At 65.2% G+C, this 18,655-nt stretch carries 18 protein-coding genes and 1 tRNA gene; 7 read left to right on the top strand and 12 right to left on the bottom strand.

The features are described 5' to 3' along the window. Positions 1-29: 29 nt before the first annotated feature. Together PQ457_RS09325 and PQ457_RS09320 are read right to left on the bottom strand one after the other, a co-directional pair. The gene (locus tag PQ457_RS09325; protein WP_273616602.1) at positions 30-881 is read right to left on the bottom strand and encodes an oxidoreductase; all 852 of its coding nucleotides are present in this window, start codon (positions 879-881) and stop codon (positions 30-32) included. A gap of 23 nt (positions 882-904) precedes the next feature. Further along, a complete protein-coding gene (locus PQ457_RS09320; protein ID WP_273616601.1) occupies positions 905-1,912 on the bottom strand; it encodes a zinc-dependent alcohol dehydrogenase family protein in 1,008 nt (335 codons plus the stop codon). Between the two features lie 99 nt (positions 1,913-2,011). Here PQ457_RS09320 and PQ457_RS09315 point away from each other — a divergent pair, with 99 nt between their 5' ends. Then, complete coding sequence (locus tag PQ457_RS09315) at positions 2,012-2,884, top strand: LysR family transcriptional regulator (protein ID WP_273616600.1); 873 nt, start codon at positions 2,012-2,014, stop codon at positions 2,882-2,884. Here PQ457_RS09315 and PQ457_RS09310 read toward each other — a convergent pair. Further along, positions 2,877-3,620, bottom strand: a complete 744-nt coding sequence (locus PQ457_RS09310) for an SDR family NAD(P)-dependent oxidoreductase (protein WP_273616599.1) — start codon at positions 3,618-3,620, stop codon at positions 2,877-2,879. The genes PQ457_RS09315 and PQ457_RS09310 overlap by 8 nt on opposite strands. Positions 3,621-3,753: 133 nt before the next feature. Between PQ457_RS09310 and PQ457_RS09305 the strand changes: the two genes are divergently transcribed. Beyond that, entirely contained in the window at positions 3,754-4,653 is a 900-nt protein-coding gene (locus tag PQ457_RS09305) for an AraC family transcriptional regulator (RefSeq protein ID WP_273616598.1), read from the top strand. Between the two features lie 167 nt (positions 4,654-4,820). Here PQ457_RS09305 and PQ457_RS09300 read toward each other — a convergent pair. From PQ457_RS09300 to PQ457_RS09280, 5 genes are all read right to left on the bottom strand, one after another. Continuing rightward, positions 4,821-4,895: transfer RNA gene (locus tag PQ457_RS09300), tRNA-Gln, on the bottom strand. Positions 4,896-5,012: 117 nt separating this feature from the next. Further along, entirely contained in the window at positions 5,013-5,858 is an 846-nt protein-coding gene (yghU, locus tag PQ457_RS09295) for a glutathione-dependent disulfide-bond oxidoreductase (protein ID WP_273616597.1), read from the bottom strand. 148 nt (positions 5,859-6,006) lie between these two features. Continuing rightward, positions 6,007-7,110, bottom strand: coding sequence for a branched-chain amino acid aminotransferase (locus PQ457_RS09290; RefSeq protein ID WP_273616596.1), 1,104 nt, complete (start codon positions 7,108-7,110; stop codon positions 6,007-6,009). A gap of 147 nt (positions 7,111-7,257) precedes the next feature. Then, entirely contained in the window at positions 7,258-8,199 is a 942-nt protein-coding gene (locus tag PQ457_RS09285; protein WP_273616595.1) for a quinoprotein relay system zinc metallohydrolase 1, read from the bottom strand. Further along, positions 8,192-8,878 carry a quinoprotein dehydrogenase-associated SoxYZ-like carrier gene (locus PQ457_RS09280; RefSeq protein ID WP_337958465.1) on the bottom strand — a complete coding sequence of 229 codons (687 nt, stop codon included), beginning with the start codon at positions 8,876-8,878 and terminating at the stop codon, positions 8,192-8,194. Before PQ457_RS09280 ends, PQ457_RS09285 begins: the two co-directional genes overlap by 8 nt. Before the next feature lie 163 nt (positions 8,879-9,041). On the opposite strand from PQ457_RS09280, the gene PQ457_RS09275 reads away from it, so the two are divergent. After that, positions 9,042-9,548 (top strand): rhodanese-like domain-containing protein, encoded by a 507-nt coding sequence (locus PQ457_RS09275; protein WP_273616593.1) that lies wholly within the window; start codon positions 9,042-9,044, stop codon positions 9,546-9,548. A gap of 485 nt (positions 9,549-10,033) precedes the next feature. Here the strand turns inward: PQ457_RS09275 and PQ457_RS09270 are convergent, their stop codons facing one another. Continuing rightward, on the bottom strand, positions 10,034-10,612 hold the full coding sequence (locus PQ457_RS09270) for a hypothetical protein (protein ID WP_273616592.1): 579 nt from the start codon (positions 10,610-10,612) through the stop codon (positions 10,034-10,036). A gap of 57 nt (positions 10,613-10,669) precedes the next feature. On the opposite strand from PQ457_RS09270, the gene PQ457_RS09265 reads away from it, so the two are divergent. The 4 genes from PQ457_RS09265 (at position 10,670) to PQ457_RS09250 (ending at position 12,865) form a co-directional block, all read left to right on the top strand. Next, positions 10,670-11,497, top strand: a complete 828-nt coding sequence (locus PQ457_RS09265; protein ID WP_273616591.1) for a TlyA family RNA methyltransferase — start codon at positions 10,670-10,672, stop codon at positions 11,495-11,497. Between the two features lie 236 nt (positions 11,498-11,733). Further along, a complete protein-coding gene (locus tag PQ457_RS09260) occupies positions 11,734-12,285 on the top strand; it encodes a TspO/MBR family protein (protein WP_273616590.1) in 552 nt (183 codons plus the stop codon). A 127-nt stretch (positions 12,286-12,412) separates the two neighbouring features. Further along, positions 12,413-12,661 (top strand): accessory factor UbiK family protein, encoded by a 249-nt coding sequence (locus tag PQ457_RS09255; RefSeq protein WP_168604462.1) that lies wholly within the window; start codon positions 12,413-12,415, stop codon positions 12,659-12,661. Positions 12,662-12,682: 21 nt separating this feature from the next. After that, positions 12,683-12,865, top strand: coding sequence for a hypothetical protein (locus tag PQ457_RS09250; RefSeq protein WP_273616589.1), 183 nt, complete (start codon positions 12,683-12,685; stop codon positions 12,863-12,865). Between the two features lie 15 nt (positions 12,866-12,880). Here PQ457_RS09250 and PQ457_RS09245 read toward each other — a convergent pair whose 3' ends face one another. The 3 genes from PQ457_RS09245 to PQ457_RS09235 all read right to left on the bottom strand — a co-directional run bounded on the left by PQ457_RS09245 (position 12,881) and on the right by PQ457_RS09235 (position 18,612). Then, positions 12,881-16,231 (bottom strand): trifunctional glycoside hydrolase family 18/polysaccharide deacetylase/glycosyltransferase family 2 protein, encoded by a 3,351-nt coding sequence (locus PQ457_RS09245; RefSeq protein ID WP_273616588.1) that lies wholly within the window; start codon positions 16,229-16,231, stop codon positions 12,881-12,883. 174 nt (positions 16,232-16,405) lie between these two features. Continuing rightward, positions 16,406-17,920: a SulP family inorganic anion transporter gene (locus PQ457_RS09240; RefSeq protein ID WP_273616587.1), complete on the bottom strand. Its 1,515-nt coding sequence runs from the start codon at positions 17,918-17,920 to the stop codon at positions 16,406-16,408. Further along, a complete protein-coding gene (locus PQ457_RS09235) occupies positions 17,917-18,612 on the bottom strand; it encodes a carbonic anhydrase (protein ID WP_273616586.1) in 696 nt (231 codons plus the stop codon). The genes PQ457_RS09240 and PQ457_RS09235 overlap by 4 nt, the downstream gene beginning before the upstream one ends. Between the last annotated feature and the right edge of the window lie 43 nt (positions 18,613-18,655).

Genomic DNA, 18,655 nt, shown 5'->3' with positions numbered 1-18,655 from the left:
TCCCTCAGGTCATGGCGCGGCAGCTTTCCCTAGGCGCCCGCATCGTGACCGGTCTTTTCGGCCAGAGATCGCCATGCGGCAAGGTCTGCCGCCACCCCTGCCAGCTTGCGATCAATCCGCGCCAGTGCGTCCCGGCCCAGCGGCAGACGCAGCGGCGGCTGCTCGGCCAGAACGGCCTGCATCAGCACGGCCATGCCCTTGCGCGGATCGCCGGTCTGGGCGCCGTCATTGGCCGCGCTGAAGTCACGCGTAGCGCCGCTGGTGGCATCATAGGCGGCAAGGCGCGAGGCGCCGGTGGCAATCGAGCGGCCAAGGAAGCTGGTGCGAAAGGCGCCCGGCTCGACGATGATCACCTTGATGCCAAAGGGCGCGACCTCCTCGGCCAGGGCTTCGGACAGGCCCTCGACCGCGAATTTGCTGGCATTGTAAAGGCCAAAGCCCTGCCGCCCGGTGAAGCCGCCCACCGACGACAGGTTGACGATCCGCCCGCCGCCATGGCGCCGCATCAGGGGCAGGGCGGCGCGCGTCACTTCGATCAGGCCGAACAGATTGGTATCGAACATCGGGCGATACTCGCGGGGTTCCAGTTCCTCCACCGCGCCCACCAGCCCGAAACCGGCATTGTTGACCAGCACATCGATCCGGCCAAAAGCGGCCTCGGCCTGCACCATGGCGGCGTGGATGGAGGCCGGGTCGGTGACATCCAGCGCCAGCCGCAACACCTGATCGGGATGCGGCGCGGCCAGATCGGCGATCTGCTCGACCCTGCGCGCTGTGGCGATCACGCGGTCGCCCCGCGCCAGCGCCATTTCGGCCAGAATGCGACCAAAGCCTGACGAGCAGCCGGTGATCAGCCAGACCTTATCAGGAATATTGCTCATGATCTGTCTCCTTGAGGTGTGGTTCAGGCAATGGTGATGGCGATCTTGCCCTGCGCCCGCGTGGCGCCATGGCGGCCGGTCACTGCGTCATAGGCGTCGCCGATCCGGTCCATCGTGAACTCGCGCGGGTCGAGCCGGGGCAGCAGGCGCCCACTTTCGGCCATGGCGGAGGCGGCGCTCAGGATTTCGGCGTAATGGGCGCGCCCTTCATCGGCCAACAGCGTGTGCAGCGTGAAGACGCCGGAATAGGTGGCCTGCTTGAAAGACAGCGGGGCCAGCGCATGGGCGCCCCAGCCAAGGCAACTGACCACATGGCCAAAGCGCCGCACCGCCCGGAACGAGGCATCAAGCAGCGCCCCGCCGCCCGTGTCATAGACCACATCGAACCCGCGCCCTGCGGTGTGTTCGGCAACATAGGCATCCACATCCAGCGTGGCATCGATCGGGATGGCGCCCAGCGCGCGCAGGTAATCATGGTCTTGCGCAAAGGCCGTGGCGAACACGCGGGCGCCATGGGCCAGCGCGATCTGCACCGCCACATGGCCCACGCCGCCCGCCCCGCCTTGCACCAGCACGGTGTCGCCGGGGCGGATGGCGGCGCGGTCGATCAGCCCTTCCCATGCGGTGATGGTGACCAACGGCAGGATGGCCGCCTCGCGCATCGTCAGGTTGGCGGGCTTGTGGGCCAGCAGGCGGGCGTCCGCCGCGACATATTGCGCCTGCGTGCCGGGCAGAGCGCCCACGCCGCCGATCAGGCCATAGACCTCGTCTCCGGGCGTGAAACCGATGACGCCGGGGCCCACCTGCTCGACCACGCCTGCCACATCCATGCCCAGCACGGCGGGCAGCGGGCGGCGGGCATGGGCTGCCTCGCCGGCGTGGATCTTGGTGTCGAGAGGGTTGGTGCCGCTGGCGTGGACGCGGATCAGGACTTCGCCGGCCCCGGCGTCAGGCCGGGCGACGGTGCGGAGGTTGAAGGGGCCATTGGCGATGTCGGCAAAGGCGGCGGTCATGGTGGACATAGTGTTCATCGGGCATCTCCTGTTTGATGCCTTGATGATGACCCTGACGGACTTGAATGAAAATCAACGATAGTGCATGATTTCCATTCACATTTGTATGGGTGCATCATGCCGTCCACGCCGCTTGAATGGAGCGATCTGCCGGTTTTCCTAGCCATCGCGCGCGAGGGCACGCTGGGCGCGGCGGCGCGAAAACTGGGCCAATCACAGCCCACCATGGGCCGCCGCCTGCGTGCGCTGGAGGAAGCCACCGGCACCGCCCTGTTTCAGCGCACCGCCGATGGCTTTGTGCTGACCGATGAAGGCGCGGTGATGCTGCGCCATGCCGAGCGTATGGAAGCCGAGGCGCAGGCGCTCTCACGCGAACTGGCGGGCAATGAGCAGCGGTTGGAGGGCATGCTCCGGCTGACCTGTTCGGACTGGTTCGGGCGGATCGTGCTGGCGCCCATGCTGGCCACGTTTCACCGGCGCCATCCCGGCGTGGTGGTTGAAACGCTGACCGATCCGCGCATCTACAGCCTTGCCCGGCGCGAGGCCGATCTGGTGCTGCGCATCGCCCCGTTTGATGAGCCCGAGGTGATCGCGCGGCGGCTGATGACGGTGCCTTATGCGCTCTATGCCCCGCCGGGCTATGGGGCGCCGGGTGATGATGTGCCGCCCGATGATGTGCCGGTTGTGGTGATGGACACCGGCTTTGGCGGGATGCCCGATGTGGGCTGGCTGATGCAGAGCCTGCCCGGTGCCCGCATCGTCGCGCGCAGCAACAGCCGCGAGATGCAGGCGCAGCTCTGCGCGCTGGGCACGGGGCTGGCGGTGCTGCCCCGGCCGCTGGGCGCGGCCACGCCGGGTCTGGTCGAGGTGGATCTTGGCAGCGACCCGCCGAGCCGCGAGACATGGCTCGGCTATCATCGTGACATGAAACGCTTGCCGCGCCTGCGTGCCTTGGTCGACCTGATGGTGGAAAGCGCGGCGCTCAGATGATGTAACCACCTGAAATTTCGATGGTCTGGGCATTGATCCAGCGGTTGTCGTCTGACAGCAGGCCGGCCACCATCTGACCCACATCGTCGGGTTCGCCGATACGACCCAGCGCCGTTTGTCCGGCCAGCATCGCTTCGAACCCGGCGTTGATGCCGCCGCCAAGATCCGTGCGGATCGCCCCTGGCGCAATGGCATTGGCGCGGATGCCGCGCTCGCCAAACTCCTTGGCCATATAACGGGTCAGCACCTCCAGCCCGCCCTTGAACGCGGCATAGGGGGCAACGCCCGCTGTTGCCACGCGGGTGGTGGCGCTGGTGACATTCACGATATGGCCGCCATCCGCCATCAGCGGCAGCAGGTTCTGCGTCAGGAAAAACGGCCCTTTGAGATGGACGCGGAACAGGGCGTCAAAATCATCTTCGGCGACATTGGCGATAGGCGCGAATTGCCCGTGACCCGCATTGTTGATCAGCGCGTCAAAGCGGGTGGCCTGCCATACGTTGGCCAAGGCGTCGCGCAGCATCGCACAAAAGGCCGGGAAGCTGGCGATGTCGCTGACATCGAGCGGCAGGGCCACTGCTTTGCCGCCCTCGGCCTCAATCGAGGCGGTCAGTTGCTCGGCCTCGTGTCGGCCTGTGCGGTAGGTGATGATGGTGCCAAATCCGCGCCTCGCGCAATGGCGCGCCATGCTGGCGCCAAGGCCGCGACTGGCGCCCGTGATGATTGCAATTCTCATGCTCTTCCCTCTCGCTAAGTTGGGCAGGCTCTAGGCGGGCAAGCGACCTGCGCGCACGCACGATCCTTGTGCATTCATGCCTGATCCTGCTCGACCATTGCGGGGGCGAGGGCAATGTGACACAGCGCAGACCATGGAATCCCAGCTCTGCGAATTGCGCAAATTGGCGTCTCGGGCCGAAAACCGCCGGACAGAGACGGGAATCCCGCGCGTGGCCATGGTGCAGGGCGAGATTGCCGAGCATCGTCTGGCCGCTGTCTATGACCCGATGATCAACCTGATCCTGACCGGGGCCAAGACGATGACGGTGGGCGGGCGGACGCTGCGTTATGATCCGGCCACCTATTTCGTGATGTCGGTGGATTTGCCGGCGGTGGGCCGGGTGCATCCGGCGGAGGACGGCGCGCCCTATCTGGCGGTCAGTCTGACGCTGGAGCCGCAGATCATCGCCGGCATGTTGGCCGATGCGCCCCATGTCCTGACCGGGCAGGGGGATGGGGCGGGCTTTTGCGTGGCGCCCGTCACCGGAGATTTGCTGGATGCATGGGTGCGGCTGCTGCGGCTGATGGATCGCCCTGACGAGATAGCCGTGCTGGCGCCGGCCTATGAGCGGGAGATCCTTTTTCGCGTGTTGCAGGGACCGTTGGGCTGGATGCTGCGCGCGATCGCCACGCCGGGGACGGCCTTGGCGCGGGTGAGCACGGCGATCCAATGGATAAGGCAGAATTTTGCCCAGCCGCTGCGGGTGGAAGCCTTGGCGGGGATGGCGGCGCTCAGCGTTTCGGCGTTTCACCGACAGTTCAAGGCTGTGACCGCGTTGAGCCCGCTGCAATACCAAAAGCAGGTGCGGCTGTTGCACGCGCGTTCGCTGCTGATGGCGGGCGAGGGGAATGTCACATCGGTCGCGTTGGACGTGGGCTACGAAAGCCAGACCCAGTTCAGCCGCGAATATGCCCGCCAGTTTGGCCTGCCGCCTTCGCGCGATGTCGTCCGATGGCGCCAGTGCTTCTCACCCGATTTTAGGACCTTGTGATCGCAAATGGCCGGGTTGAGGCGATCTGCGGGCAGGTTTCGCAAAGAACGTCCACCATGGCAGAACAGGCGTCCGGCCCAGTCGGTGGGGGGCTGGCCCTGTCTGAGCAAATTTCTGAGGTTTCTGCCGTAAGGCATTGGGCAAAAGCCGAATCATGAAGACTCGACTGGCTGGGGCGGGAGGATTCGAACCTCCGCATGGCGGTACCAAAAACCGCTGCCTTACCGCTTGGCTACGCCCCAGCATCGCCTCGGCCTCATCGGGCCGGGAGGCGTCGCATAACGGCATTGTGCGGGGAAGAAAAGAGGCAATTTGAACTTTTTGCGCAAATTGCCTCTTTGGGCGCAACAAGGCCGCGATCAGGCGGTGGCGTTGACCAGACTTTCAAAATCCTGAGCCGAATGGCGCTCCAGCAAGCCCTTGCGATTGTTGACCAGTCGCCCGCGTTGGGCCGCCTCGCGCGCGTCGATTTCCGTTACCCAGCGGCCCACGTTTTCATATTCCTCAAGGCCGAGGAAGGTCTTGGCGTCGCCATAAGCATCACCGCGCCACAGATTGCCGAGCCAGGGATAGGCGGCCATATCGGCGATCGAATAATCGTCGCTGCCCAGAAAACGGCTTTGCGCCAGACGCTTGTCGGCCACATCGAACAGGCGCTTGGTTTCCATTGCATAGCGGTTGATCGGATATTCGTATTTTTCCGGCGCATAGAAATAGAAATGGCCAAAGCCGCCGCCGATGAAGGGCGCGCTGCCCATCTGCCAGTTGAGCCAACTGAAGGTTTCAGCCCGCGCCGCGCCGCTGGTGGGGAGAAATGCGCCGAATTTCTCGGCCAGATAAATCAGGATCGCGCCCGATTCGAACACGCGCACCGGCTTGGCCTCGGTGCGGTCGAGCAGGGCGGGGATCTTGGAATTGGGGTTGATTTCTACAAAGCCCGAGCCGAACTGATCGCCCGCACCAATGTCGATGAACCAGGCATCATAGTCCGCGCCCGCATGGCCCGCGGCCAGCAATTCCTCCAGCATGATCGTCACCTTCTGGCCATTGGGCGTGGCCAGCGAGTAGAGCTGAAGCCCGTGCTGCCCCACAGGCAAGACCTTTTCATGCGTGGCGCCGGAAACGGGGCGGTTGATGCTGGCGAACTGGCCGCCATTGCTCTTGTCCCAGGTCCAGACCTTGGGCGGGGTATAGGTGTCGCTCATCGTGACAGGCTCCTGCGGGTTGATTGCCCCGGCAAGATAGGGACGCTTGCGCTCATCCGCCAGAAGCGCGCATCACAAGAAAGTTTTGAACGGGCAAAAGAAAAGCGGGGGCGTTCGCGGCCCCCGCTTTTGGCATTCCCGATTGACTTCAGGCGATTTTCATCACCCAGCCATGCGTGTCGGGCGCCTGCCCACGCTGGATGGCGACGAGGCGGTCCTTCAGCTTGGCCGTGGTCTGGCCCGGGCCGCCGCTGCCGATGGTAAAGCTGGTGCCGTCGGGCGAGGCCACGCGGCCCACCGGCGTCACCACCGCCGCCGTGCCGCAGGCGAAGGTTTCGAGCAATTTGCCGCTGGCCGCATCCTCGCGCCACTGGTCGATGGAATAGCGTTCCTCGCGGATGGTCAGCCCTTCCTCGCGCGCCAGTTCAATGAGGCTCGCCCGCGTGATGCCCGGCAGGATCGTGCCCGACAGCGGCGGGGTCAGCAGGCTGCCGTCCTCAAAGGCGAAGAACAGGTTCATGCCGCCCAGTTCTTCCACCCACTTATGCTCGGCCGCGTCCAGAAAAAGCACCTGATCATGGCCGCGCGCAAAGGCTTCGGCGGTGGGGACCAGCGAGGCGGCATAATTGCCCCCGCACTTGGCCGCGCCCGTGCCGCCCGGCGCCGCGCGGGTGTATTCGGAAACCCAGATCGACACGGCGGGCGCGCCGCTCTTGAAATAATTGCCGGCCGGGCTGGCGATCACGATGAATTTGTACTGCTTGGCCGAACGCACGCCAAGGAAAGGCTCGGTGGCGATCATGAAGGGGCGCAGATAGAGCGAAGCGCCTTCCTGACCCGGAATCCATGCCTGATCGGCCAGAACCAGTTGCTTGACCGCCTCGACAAAGACCTCTTCGGGCAATTCGGGCATGGCCAGACGGGTTGCGCTGGCGTTGAAACGCCGCGCATTGGCCTGCGGGCGGAACAGCGCGATCGAGCCGTCGGCGTGCTTATACGCTTTGAGGCCTTCAAAGATCTCCTGCGCATAATGCAGCACGCTGGCCGCCGGATCGAGCGGAATGGGGCCGCGCGGGCCGATGGTGGCATCGTGCCAGCCCTTACCCTCGCTCCATTCGATCACCACCATATGGTCGGTGAACTGCGTGCCGAAACCGGGCGCGGCCAGAATCCCTTCGCGTACCTCATCGGCCACGGGGGCAGGGTGGGGCAGGCGGGTGAAGGACAGGACAGGCTCGGCGATGGTCGCCATGATACACGACTCCTCATGGGGTGAATGCGGTTGCCTTTGAACGAAAATTACGCGCAAGGCAAGGGTCTTGAAATTAAAAATCACAAGGCCCGTTTGTGTATCGGCTGATAGCACGGTTGTCGGCGCGGGAAAACCGCCTGAAACCCATCAATTGTCGATGCGGGGCAATTCGCGGGCCTCAAGCCTTGCGTAAAAATGCGAAACCGAGCGCTGCAATTCATAGCGCGCCAGCGCCACGCCCGCGAAACGTTCGGGGATAGGCATATCGCCCGCCTCGCCCATATCCAGCCCCCGCGCCACCGCGTCGGCCAGCGCGCCCTCCAGCCATGTCAGCCAGTCGCGCGTCTGGGCAATCGCGCCATGGGTGGCGTCGACCGGGCCATGGCCGGGGATCAGGCGGGCAAATTCCCGCCCGTCCAGCGTGTCGAGACTGCGCCGCCATGCCACAAGATCCGCATCCGGCGTGGCGGGCGCGCGATTGTGAAACACCAGATCGCCCGCGATCAGCGTGGCCGTAGCCCGGTCCATGATCGCCAGGTCGCCCCCTGAATGGCCCGACAGCGCGATGGCCTCCAGCGCCCGCCCGCCGATCTCAAAAGGCCCCGGTGACACATCCATCCCCGGCAGCACCACATTCGTGCCGGTCATCCAATCGGCCAGCAGACGATACATGCCATCGGAAAAGCCCCGCCCGTCGCGCTCCAGCTCATGCCGGGTTTCGGGCAGGGCGGCGATGATCGCCGGATCGAAGGCGGCGGCTCCCATCGCATGATCGGGGTGCAGATGCGTTATCAGCACCCGCAAAACCGGTCCTCCGGTCAGCTTGCGCGCCCATTCCGCCAGCGCCTGCCCATAGGCCAGCGACGGCCCGCAATCGCACAGGATCGCGCCGCCTTGCGCCTCCAGAATTGTGCAATTGGCGATCGCCCCGCCATTGGCAAAGGCAATCGCCTCATCAGCCCCGCGCGCCACCCAAACGCCGGGGGCCACCAGATCAGGCTTGAGCGTATAGCGCTCGGCCGCGCGTGCGGCCAAGGGCGCGGCCAGCATCGCCCCGATCATCGCGCGTCGGGTAAAGCGGTCAGCCATGCGGGCGGCTCTGCGGGCCGATCACGCCCTGATACTCGCGCCCCTCGCTGTCGCGGGCCTGCACCTTGACCGGGCCTTCGCGCGTTGGGCGCAACAAAAAGGTGAAGGCCGGGTCTTCGCTGACCGATCCTTCAACGGTCATGCTGGCCAGTTCCACCCCGGCGGCATCGCGTAGATGGATGGTTTCAATATGAAAACTGGGAATATTTTCGACCAACCCGGTGTCCATCGGATGGCGTATCGACACGCGCAGACGCAGATCATCGCCTTCCTTCCACGCGCTCCCCCGCATTTCGCCCAGATGCAGCGCCCAGTCGCCCTTGGCCCGGCTGACCGGAGGCGCGGAGCAGCCCCCGCCTGCCGCATCGACCCATACGCCCGACACATGCCACGCCCCGTCGGCCCCCAATACCGCCGCGCGCACTGGCGTGCGCTGGTCCAGCTTGATCCGCAGCGAGAGGAAGGGGGCGGCATGGAGGGGGCGGAAATCGACCGCTTGCGTCAGCGGGTTGAGATCGGCAAAGACGATGATCCGCGAGGCACCCGCAATGGTGCGCGCATCCACCGTGACGGGAAACTGATGCTGGTTTTCCGCGATCATCGGCACCTGCAACCGCACGCGCGGGTCAAACACCACCGGCGCGCCCTTGAACAGGCGGGCCGCGTGATAGGTCCACATGGGCGACCCCAGCGGGTCTTTTGGCAGGGCGGGCGCCGCCCACGCGCAGGCGGGCAACAGGAGAGTGGTCAAAACCGTGAGGGCTGCTTTGCGCATCATACCAAGGGCGACTATGCACCCCTGCGCGGGCGGGTATATGCTACCTTGGGATAAGGAGGACGGCATGTTGGGGGCAATCGCGGGCATTTTTCTGGCGGCGGCATCGCCTGCTTTGTTCGATGCCGATGGCTATCGTGCGGCCTCCTATCGCGCGCCGGTGGACCGCGATCCGGCCCCCGCGACGCGACTGGCGCTGGCCGCGGCCAAGGATTTGCGGCCGGGGCGCGATGCCATGTTCATCGACGCCCTGCCGCTGGGCCGCGCCGCCGGGCAATGGGTGCAGACCGAGCCGCATGACACGATTGCGGGCGCGATCTGGCGGCCGGAGGTCGGGCGGCCCGGCGTCGATCCCGCGCTTTGGGCCGGATTGCGCGGCGCGATTGCAGCATGGCGGCGCGGGCATCCGGGCGGGCCGGTGGTATTGTTCTGCCGGGTGGATTGCTGGATGGGGTGGAATGCCGCCCGCCGCCTTGCGCGCGAAGGCGTGGGCGATGTCTATTGGCTGGCCGAGGGCGTGGAAGGCTGGCGTGATAGCGGGGGCGGCCTGACGCCCGCCAAACCCCAGCCGTAAAATGAGAAGGGCCACGACAGCCCAAGCCGTCGCAGCCCTTCGCATGGTCAGCGGCCGCAAAAGTGCCGCTCACGAAGCCTCTATCGCTTAATCGTGAAACTCAGCGATAATGCCTCGCGATACGGATTGCCGACCTCTCTGCTGAACCATGAGACATCGGATCACCTCCTTTCGCGCTGTTGAGCCATAGGGAGCCGCCGGGGGGCGCCATACCCAATCCGGACGACGGGGCGAGGGTCTGTCCAACCGCGCTCGCCTTGGTTCAAAGGTGGGGTATTTCGCGCTGCACAACAAGTCTTGAAATGGAAAAAATTGCTGTCACAATCTTGGCTCCCCGGATGGGTGAGTCTGGGGAAATCCGCGAAAATCCGTCATATTGCCGTCATGGGAGGTGCGCTCCGGGGCGGGGCGGGTGGCGTCTTGCGCAATTATCCCCAATGATGATGACGTGGGCCGGAGTCGCGCGGATTTTATCACCCGATTTTTCAACGCGGCGCGCGGCAATCCTCGATCACGCGTGAGGCCGAGGCATCGGCGGGCAGCAGCAGCGGCGCATGGCCCGTCACCTCCACCTGCCAGCGGCCACGCGTAAAGGCGATGGCGTCGAGCAGGCGGTCTGCGGCGGGCAGGGGCAGCACGGCCCCGGCGGCATCGCTCTGCGCGCTGGCCTGCCGGGTCTGGGTGGCGGTGGTGATCTGGATAACTCCCCCGACCGCGCCCGGAATGATCAGGCGCACCTGTCCCCCCTGACAGGCCATGATGATCTGCGGCGCGGCGCCCGGCGTTTCATAGGCCGTCTGCGAAACGCCGCCCGAGAGGCTCCAGCGCCATGCGCCCGGTGTGATCGGCAGGTCGCGCCAGTCCGTGGGCGTGGGGCTGGGCGCGGGCGCGGGGCGCGGGGCCGGTCTGGGCCGTGGCGCGGGCGGCGGCGCGGCAACGGGCGGCGTTGGCGCGCAGGCCGAAAGCAGCATGGCCAGCGAGGCCGACAGGCCCAGACCATAGTGCCCAAGCCGGGCCGGAGGGCGCCTTGTGGCGAAGAAAGGGGCGCGCGCGATTGCCATCATCGCCTCCCTATGGAATGGGGGATCGTCCAAGACAAGCCGCCAAACAGAACCGAGACGATGAACAGTTCCAAAAACCGACCGGATGCTGCCGCCCATAGCGCCAAGGCTCCCGCGCCCAAAAAGCCCGCCAAAACCCGCGTCGATCAATTGCTGGTCGATCGTGGTCTTGCCGAGAGCCGCAGCCGGGCCAGCGCGCTGGTGCTGGCGGGCCTTGTGTTCAGCGGTGAGACGAAGATTGCCAAACCGGGACAGCAGATTGCCGAGGACGCTCCGATCGAGACACGCGGGCGCGATCATCCGTGGGTGTCGCGCGGGGGGATCAAGCTGGCCCATGCCATCGAGCATTTCGGGCTGAACCCGGCGGGCGTCACGGCAATGGATATCGGCAGTTCTACGGGCGGCTTTACCGATGTGCTGCTGACCCATGGGGCCGAGCGGGTGTTTGCGGTCGATTCCGGCACGAACCAGCTCTCGTGGAAATTGCGGCAGGACCCGCGCGTCACCGTGCTGGAGCAGACCTCGGCGCGGATTTTGACCGAGAATGAGATCGATGCGCCCTGCGGCTGGGTGGTGTGCGATGCTTCCTTCATCGGTCTGGCCAAGGTGCTGGAGGTGCCCTTGCGCCTTGCCGCGCCGGAATGCCGGCTGGTGGCCTTGATCAAGCCGCAGTTTGAGGTCGGGCGCGGCGAAGTGGGCAAGGGCGGCGTGGTGCGTGATCCTGCGCTGCATGCCCGCGTCTGCGAAGAGGTGCGCGTCTGGGTCGAGGGGCTGGGCTTTGCGGTGCAGGGCATTGTCGAAAGCCCGATCACCGGGCCGGAGGGCAATGTCGAATTCCTGATCTCGGCATGGCGCGGGGGCGGATCGGCACAGGGCGCGCAGGATTAACCCTGTTCGCGCGATTGCCTCCGTTTCGGAACCAGCGCACCATCGGCCATTGCGCGCGGTCGGCCCCGGCCAGAAGACTTTCATGCGGCACGAATCGTGGCGCCGTGTTAACCACTCGTTTCACCCGAATGGCTCATAGAGGGTCCGGCAGGGCTGGCTCAGGGCCATCGCTCCGGGCTATGAAGGGAATGCGGCGCGGCAGGCGCGGCGGCAGTCAGACGGGGTTCTGGACGAAGATGACGGAAATTGCCTCCTCGGGTCAATTACGGGCGGGACTGGCGCGCTGGATGCTGGTGCTGGTGCCGGGGATCAATCTGCTCGGCTTTCTTTCTGCCAGCGCTTCACTGTCGGGGCCGGACAATCCGTGGTTTGCCGCGCTGGTCAAACCGGGGGTCTATCCGCCGCCGGTGGCCTTTCCGATTGTCTGGACCGCGCTTTATGTGATGATGGGGGTGGCGCTGGCCATTGTTGTTTCGGCGCGCGGGGCGCCGGGGCGCGGGGCGGCGATTGCGGTGTTTGCGGCCCATCTGGTGCTTAATCTTGCATGGTCGCCGGTGTTTTTCGGGCTGCACCGGATCGCGCTGGCGCTGGGGATCATCATCGCCATGGCGGTTTCGCTGGTGGTGGTGATCGCGCTGTTCTGGCGGGTGCGGCCCGTGGCGGCGGGGCTGATGCTGCCCTATCTGGCGTGGGTGCTGTTTGCCAGCGTGCTGAACTGGCAGTTTCTCGTGCTCAACCCCGATGCCGATGGAGCCGAAGCGCCCGCGGCGGTGCATATTCAACTCTAGAATTTCGCACCTTTAGAATTTCGTGATGGCCCTTGATCCCTGCGGCTTTGCGCGCCATCTAGGCGGCCATCGGACGCCTCTGTCATGCGGACAGAGGGCCGCAGGATTACAAGACGAAAGCCGCGCCATGCAGAGCGAAAACCCCTTTCTTGCCGATTTCGTGAAGCTGATGAACAGCGCCGCCGGGACCTTTGCCGGGGCCACGCGCGAGGCGCGCGATGCGGCGCGCGAACGTTTCCGCGAGGCCTTCGGCGGGCTTGATTTCGTCAGCCGCGAGGAATTCGACACGGTCAAGGCCATGGCCGCCACGGCGCGCGAAGAAGTCGAAGTGCTCAAGGAAAAGCTGGCCGCGCTTGAAGCCAAGATCGGCGGCTGACGCATAAAGGGCGGGGCGATCATGCGCACCCGCCCCGGCATCTGCGCGCGCAAACGCCGCTATGCCAGCCATGATGAAGCGGTGGCGGCCGCGCTGAAGGCCGCCATCACGCTGCGCCCCTATCGCTGCGCGCTCTGTCGCCAGTATCATCTGACCAGCCGGACCAAGGGCATGCGCAGCCTGCCGCGAGAGGGCGGGGCATGAACCCCGCCCCGCGTATCAAACCCCGCCTTCGGGCGCCGAAACGCGGCCCGTCCGCTCCAGCTTGCCCCAGCCGGTGCCCACCCCGCGTACGGCGGCGGCCACAGCCCGGATCACCACCGAATACATCAACTGGCGATAGACGAAGCGCTGGGCCAGCAGCAGGAAGGGGCGGAACTTCTTGTCGCGCACATCCATGCGATAGGCGATCCAGCCGCACACAAGGTCGATCGACGAAAACGCCGCCCAATAGACCGCCATACGCAGCACATCGGTCTGGGTCTGGGCCCAGCCATGCTGGATCACGCGGGTGATCGTGCCCAGAATCGAGACGACCAGCGCCAGATCGATGGCAGGTGAAATGACGGCAAACAGGATCTGGAACACCCAGGCCTGCGGCACGCCGATGAAGGCCAGCCCCCCCGGCTTGCCCCGGCGCACGATCTTGCGATGCTTCCACAGGCATTGCAGCGTGCCATAGGACCAGCGGAAACGCTGCTTGGACAGCGCGCCAAAGCTTTCGGGCGCCTCGGTCCATGCCACGGCCTCCTCGTCATAGGCGACCTTCCACTTCTTGCGCTGGATGGCGATGGTCAGATCCTGATCTTCGGCCAGCGTATCCTCGGGATAGCCGCCCACGCTTTCCAGCGCGCTGCGCCGCCATGCGCCCACCGCGCCCGGCACCACCATGATCGCGTCAAAGCGGGTCAGCGCGCGGCGCTCGATATTTTGGGCTGTGGTATATTCCACCGCCTGCCAGCGGGTGACCAGATTGACCCGGTTGCCCACCTTGGCATTGCCCGCCACCGCGCCGATTTTCGGATCGGTGAACCAGCGGACAAGGCGCAGGATCGTTTCCTTTTCAAACTGCGTGTCGGCGTCCAGCGCGACGATGATCTCGCCCGTGGCTTCCTTCAGCGCCTTGTTGAGCGCGCTCGCCTTGCCGCCATTGACCAGCGTCATCAGCTTCACACGCGGATTGTCGCCGAATTTCTCGGTGACAATCGCGCTGGTCCGGTCCTTCGATCCATCGTCCACCACAATCACGTCGAGATAGGGATAGGTCGATTCCAGAATCCGCTTTACGCTGCTCTCGATCACCTTCTCCTCGTTAAAGCACGGGATGATGACCGTGACCTTGGGGCGGAAGGTGGCGTCAGGCTCGGGCGCCTTGCGCTTGGCAGGCAACATGGCCAGCGCCACAAGGCTGACCGAGCGCAGCACACCCAGTGCGATGGCGAAGAAGAAGGACCAGTTGAGCACCACGATCATCACGCCGATCGAGGTAAAGGCAAACACGTCGGCCCGCACGGCCAGCAGGTCATAGCCCTTGACCGGCGGCATCACCTGATCGGGCGTCAGCCCGGCCAGTTCGGCCACCGACACGAATTTGTACCCCTGCTGGCGCAGCGCGACGATGATGCCGGGCAGGGCGGTCACGGTCTGTTCGCGGTTGCCGCCGCCATCGTGCAGCAGGATGATGTTGCCCGAATAGCCTGGGCGGCCTTCCTTGACCTGGGCCAGCGTCGAATCGACGATATGCTGCACGCCGGGGCGCATCCAGTCATCGGGGTCCACATGCAGACCCACAACCGTATAGCCATGCTCCTGTGCGATTTGCGCGGGCACCAGTTCGTCGGCGGTGGTGGGTTCGGCGTCACCGAAATAGGGCGCACGGAACAGGCGCATCGAGCGCCCCGTATAGGCTTCGACCAACCGCTGCGTGGCATTCAGCTCAAGCCGGATGCCGGTCTTTGATGAATTGGCCATGTTGGGATGGGTATAGGAATGGTTGCCGATCTCCATCCCCGATGCGACCATCCGTTGCAGGATCGCCCGGTTCGACACCCCGTTCTCACCGATGATGAAAAACGTGGCCGGCACCTTGTATTGCTCAAGGATCGAGAGAATCTTGGGCGTCCAGTCCGCGTCCGGCCCGTCGTCAAAGGTCAGCGCGACCTTTTTTTCCGCATAGCCGGTGCGCTGGACCTTATAGGGCGTGGGCAGGCTGTCATACGTCTGGGCCGAAACCAGCCCGGTCTTTGGGTCAAAGCTGACCTTGCGCTCGCCCTCGCGCGGGGTTGATGTGATGCGCAGGATTTCGCCCGCGCCCTCAACGTCGGCGTTGGCGGTCTGGGCGATGTGGCTCAGATCCGGAAAAGGGTTCTGCCTGCCCCCACTGCGCCAGCTTTGCAGCGCTTGCCAGAAACCGGGGTCCTCGGTGCCAAGGCGCCAAAGCGCGATATTGCCCACGCCCAGTTGCGACAGGATGCGCATCTGGTTCCAACTCGCCGCCGCGTCGATCATCCACACGTCATGGCGCTGGCCATTTTCGAGGAAGGAGAAGCCGGTGTTGCCGCTGGCCTTGTCATAGGTGGGGGTGGCGGCCGAATCGTGCGCTGAAAGCCATGCTTCTTCGACGGTCAGGCTTTCGGCGGTATTCTTGCCATCAGGGCCGGGGTGCCAGTCATAGGCATAGGAGCCCAGCGCGATGATCACCTTGTCGGCGGGCATGTTGCCGATGGCCTTGCGCACCTTGGAGGCGAACCAGTCGTTCGAGGCGATGGGGCCGGGATTGCCGCTGGCCCAATGCTCGTCATAGGCCATCAGGATGATCTTGTCGGCCACCGCAGCGAATTGCGAAGGCGACCAGCCATCGCCCTCCATCGGCAGCGTGACGGCCACGACCTGCCCCGTGGGATCAAGCGCGCGTTCGACCTCGGCGATCATGGCGCGATAGGCGGGAATGTCGCTGGGGCGCAGGTCTTCAAAGTCGAAGATGATGCCCGCGTCGCCCGATTTTTTCAGATAGTCGATCAACTGCCCGATCAGCGCCTTGCGCTTGGCCTTGCTGGCGAAAAGCGCGATGGCGGCGGGGCGGGAAAAGCCCTTGTCATCGACGTTCTGAAGTACCGGCACCACCAGCGGGCGATGCAGCGCGGAAAGCAGGATGCGCCGCAGCGGACGGTCCTCGCTGACATGCAGATTGCCCGCCATGTCGATATTGAGCGAGGTGGGAGCGACCCAGTCGATCTGGTTGATATGGCGCAGCAATGAGGGCGCCGAGGCATCCGACCAGTTCGAATAGAAGGCGACCGTGATCGACTGGCCCTTGCTGTTCGCGCGCTGTTTGGGCGGGGTGCTGAACATGCGCGAGAAGGAATGCGACAGGCGCGACACCTGCGTCCGCATGGGCAGGGCGGTGCGCCGTTCAAAACCCAAGGGCAGCGGCGAGGGCGCGGGAATATGCACCACGGTCGTGGCAAAGGCGATGGCCGCGATCACCAGCGCGATCAGGCCGAGGAAGGTCAATCGCCGCGTCCAGCGCCGACGGCGCCCCGAGGGATCGAAAAATACTGGTCTGGACAAGTCCGCCCCACCTTTACACTGCGAAGACAGGCGCTTCATCCCGAGCGCCCTTTGGGCCGTCTCTAGCATTGCGCGGGCGCGGCGCAAAGCTGCGGATGGCATTCTCCCCCAAATCAAACGAAAACGCCCCCCTTGGATTGCTCCAAGAGGGGCGTCTCGAGCCGACCGGGGAAATCAGGCGGCCAGAGTGTTGAGGATAGGGTCCGGCCCGCTCAACCGCACCGCAGCCCCGCCGCGCCGCCGCCGCGCGATCCATTCGCCCAGCATTTCGGCCGTCGTGTGGTCGATGCCATGCACATCCTTCAGGTCCAGATGGACCGGTCGGTCGGCAGGCACGCTTTCCAGACGGTTGGTCAGCTTGGTCAGGCTGAGGAAGGTGACCGAACCCTGAAGGGCGACATGATGCCCGTCATCGGTATGCTTTTCCTCCACGCCCAGCCGCAGCCCCTTGGCCAGCGGGATCAGCTCCACCAGCGAGAGCAGCAGGCCCGCGATCACGCCCGTCAGCAGATCCTTGCCCACCACCAGCGCAAAGGTGACGACCCAGATCGCCGCCGGGATCACGCCATAATTGTGGAACAGATGCGTGACATGCTTGAGGCTGACCAGACGCCAGCCCGTGACGACCAGCACGCCGCCCAGCGCCGCCATCGGCACTTCGCGCAGCAGCCAGGGCAGCAGCGCGACAAAGGCCAGAATCCACACGCCATGCAGGATGGCCGAGAGCCGCGTCATCGCGCCCGCCTGAACATTGGCCGAGGAACGCACGATCACGCCCGTCATCGGCAAAGCGCCCACCGCGCCGCACAGCATGTTGCCGATGCCCTGCGCGCGCAGTTCCTTGTTGTAGTCGGTGCGCACGCCATCATGCATACGGTCCACTGCCGCTGCGGAAAGCAGCGTTTCGGCGCTGGCGATAAAGGCGATGGCGATGGCCGCCGTAATCACCGCCGTATTGCCCAGCGGGGCAAAGAAGCCCGCGCCCGGCGTGCCAAAGGCGGCGGCCAGCGATTCAGGCACCGCGATGCGCGTGACGTTGAGGCCGAAGGCAGCCGCGATGATCGTGGCCGCGCCCACGCCCAGCAGCGCGCCCGGCACCAGTGCCAGCTTCTTGGGCCGCCACTTTTCCCAGCCCAGCATGACCAGAATCGTGGTCAGGCCAAGGCCCAGCGCCATTTCGGTCGAGCGAATGTCGGGCGAAAGACCCAGCACGCGCCCGGGAATGGCCGCCAGATTGGCCAGCCCGTTCGACATCGGCTTGGCGTCGAACAGAATGTGGAACTGGCCCAACACGATGAGCGCGCCGATGCCCGCCAGCATGCCATGGACCACCGCCGGGCTGATCGAGCGGAACAGGCCGCCCAGTTTGGCAACGCCCGCCACCAGCTGAATCGCGCCCGCCAGCACCAGCATCGGCCCCAGCGCCGAGAGCCCGTGATCGCGCACGAATTCGAACACGATCACCGCCAGACCCGCCGCCGGGCCCGACACCTGCAAGGGCGAGCCGGCCAGCGCGCCCACGACAATGCCGCCGATCAAGCCCGTTACCAGGCCCTTTTCGGGCGGCACACCAGAGGCGATGGCGATGCCCATGCAAAGAGGCATCGCCACCAGAAAGACGACTATGGAGGCGGTGAAGTCGCGCGCGAGAAACGCGCCGATCCCGCTCTTTTGCGCCGTCTGGTTCATTCAGCCGCCTCCGCAATCGGGGTTTCATCGGCGATCCGGCGCGAGGCAGGCATGGCGATGGGCAGGGGGGCGTCCTCGCGCATCGGCACGAAATGGCCGGTGTCGCCGTCAAGGCCCAGCACCTGGCCCGCATGGATATCCACGAACCAGCCATGCAGCGCCATTTCGCCGCGCGCGATGGCCGAGGCCACCGAAGGGTGGGTGCGCAGATGGGCGATCTGGGCGATGATGTTTTCCAGCGTGATCGCGCGGACGCGCTCCTTGTCCTCCAGATGGCCCCTGCAGGTCGAGACGATATGTTCGGCCGCCGCGCCATGATCCAGCCATGCCTTTACATTGGGCATGCGCTCAAGGCCGACAGGGTTGGACAGCGCCTTCATCGCGCCGCAGTCGGAATGACCGCACACGATGATGTCGCGCACGCCCAGCGCCATCACCGCATATTCGACCGTTGCCGAGACGCCGCCAAGCTGGGTGCCGTAGCTGGGCACCATATTGCCCGCGTTGCGGCAGACAAAGAGGTCGCCGGGCTGGGCCTGAAGGATCTGTTCGGGCACAATGCGCGAGTCCGCGCAGGAAATCATCAGCGCCTTGGGGCTCTGCCCGTGGGTGGTCAACTTGTTGAACAGCTCGCCACTGGCCGGGAAAGTGGTCTTTTCAAAGCTGAATACGCGGCCAATCAGTTCGTTCATGGTCACACCTTTTGATCTGTTGCCTGCCGCGGATGGGGCTGGC

It is taken from the genome of Novosphingobium humi, assembly GCF_028607105.1.
In the GTDB taxonomy this organism is placed as follows: domain Bacteria; phylum Pseudomonadota; class Alphaproteobacteria; order Sphingomonadales; family Sphingomonadaceae; genus Novosphingobium; species Novosphingobium humi.
Note: the sequence above shows the minus strand (reverse complement) of the source record. Positions and strands in the feature narration are given on the sequence as shown.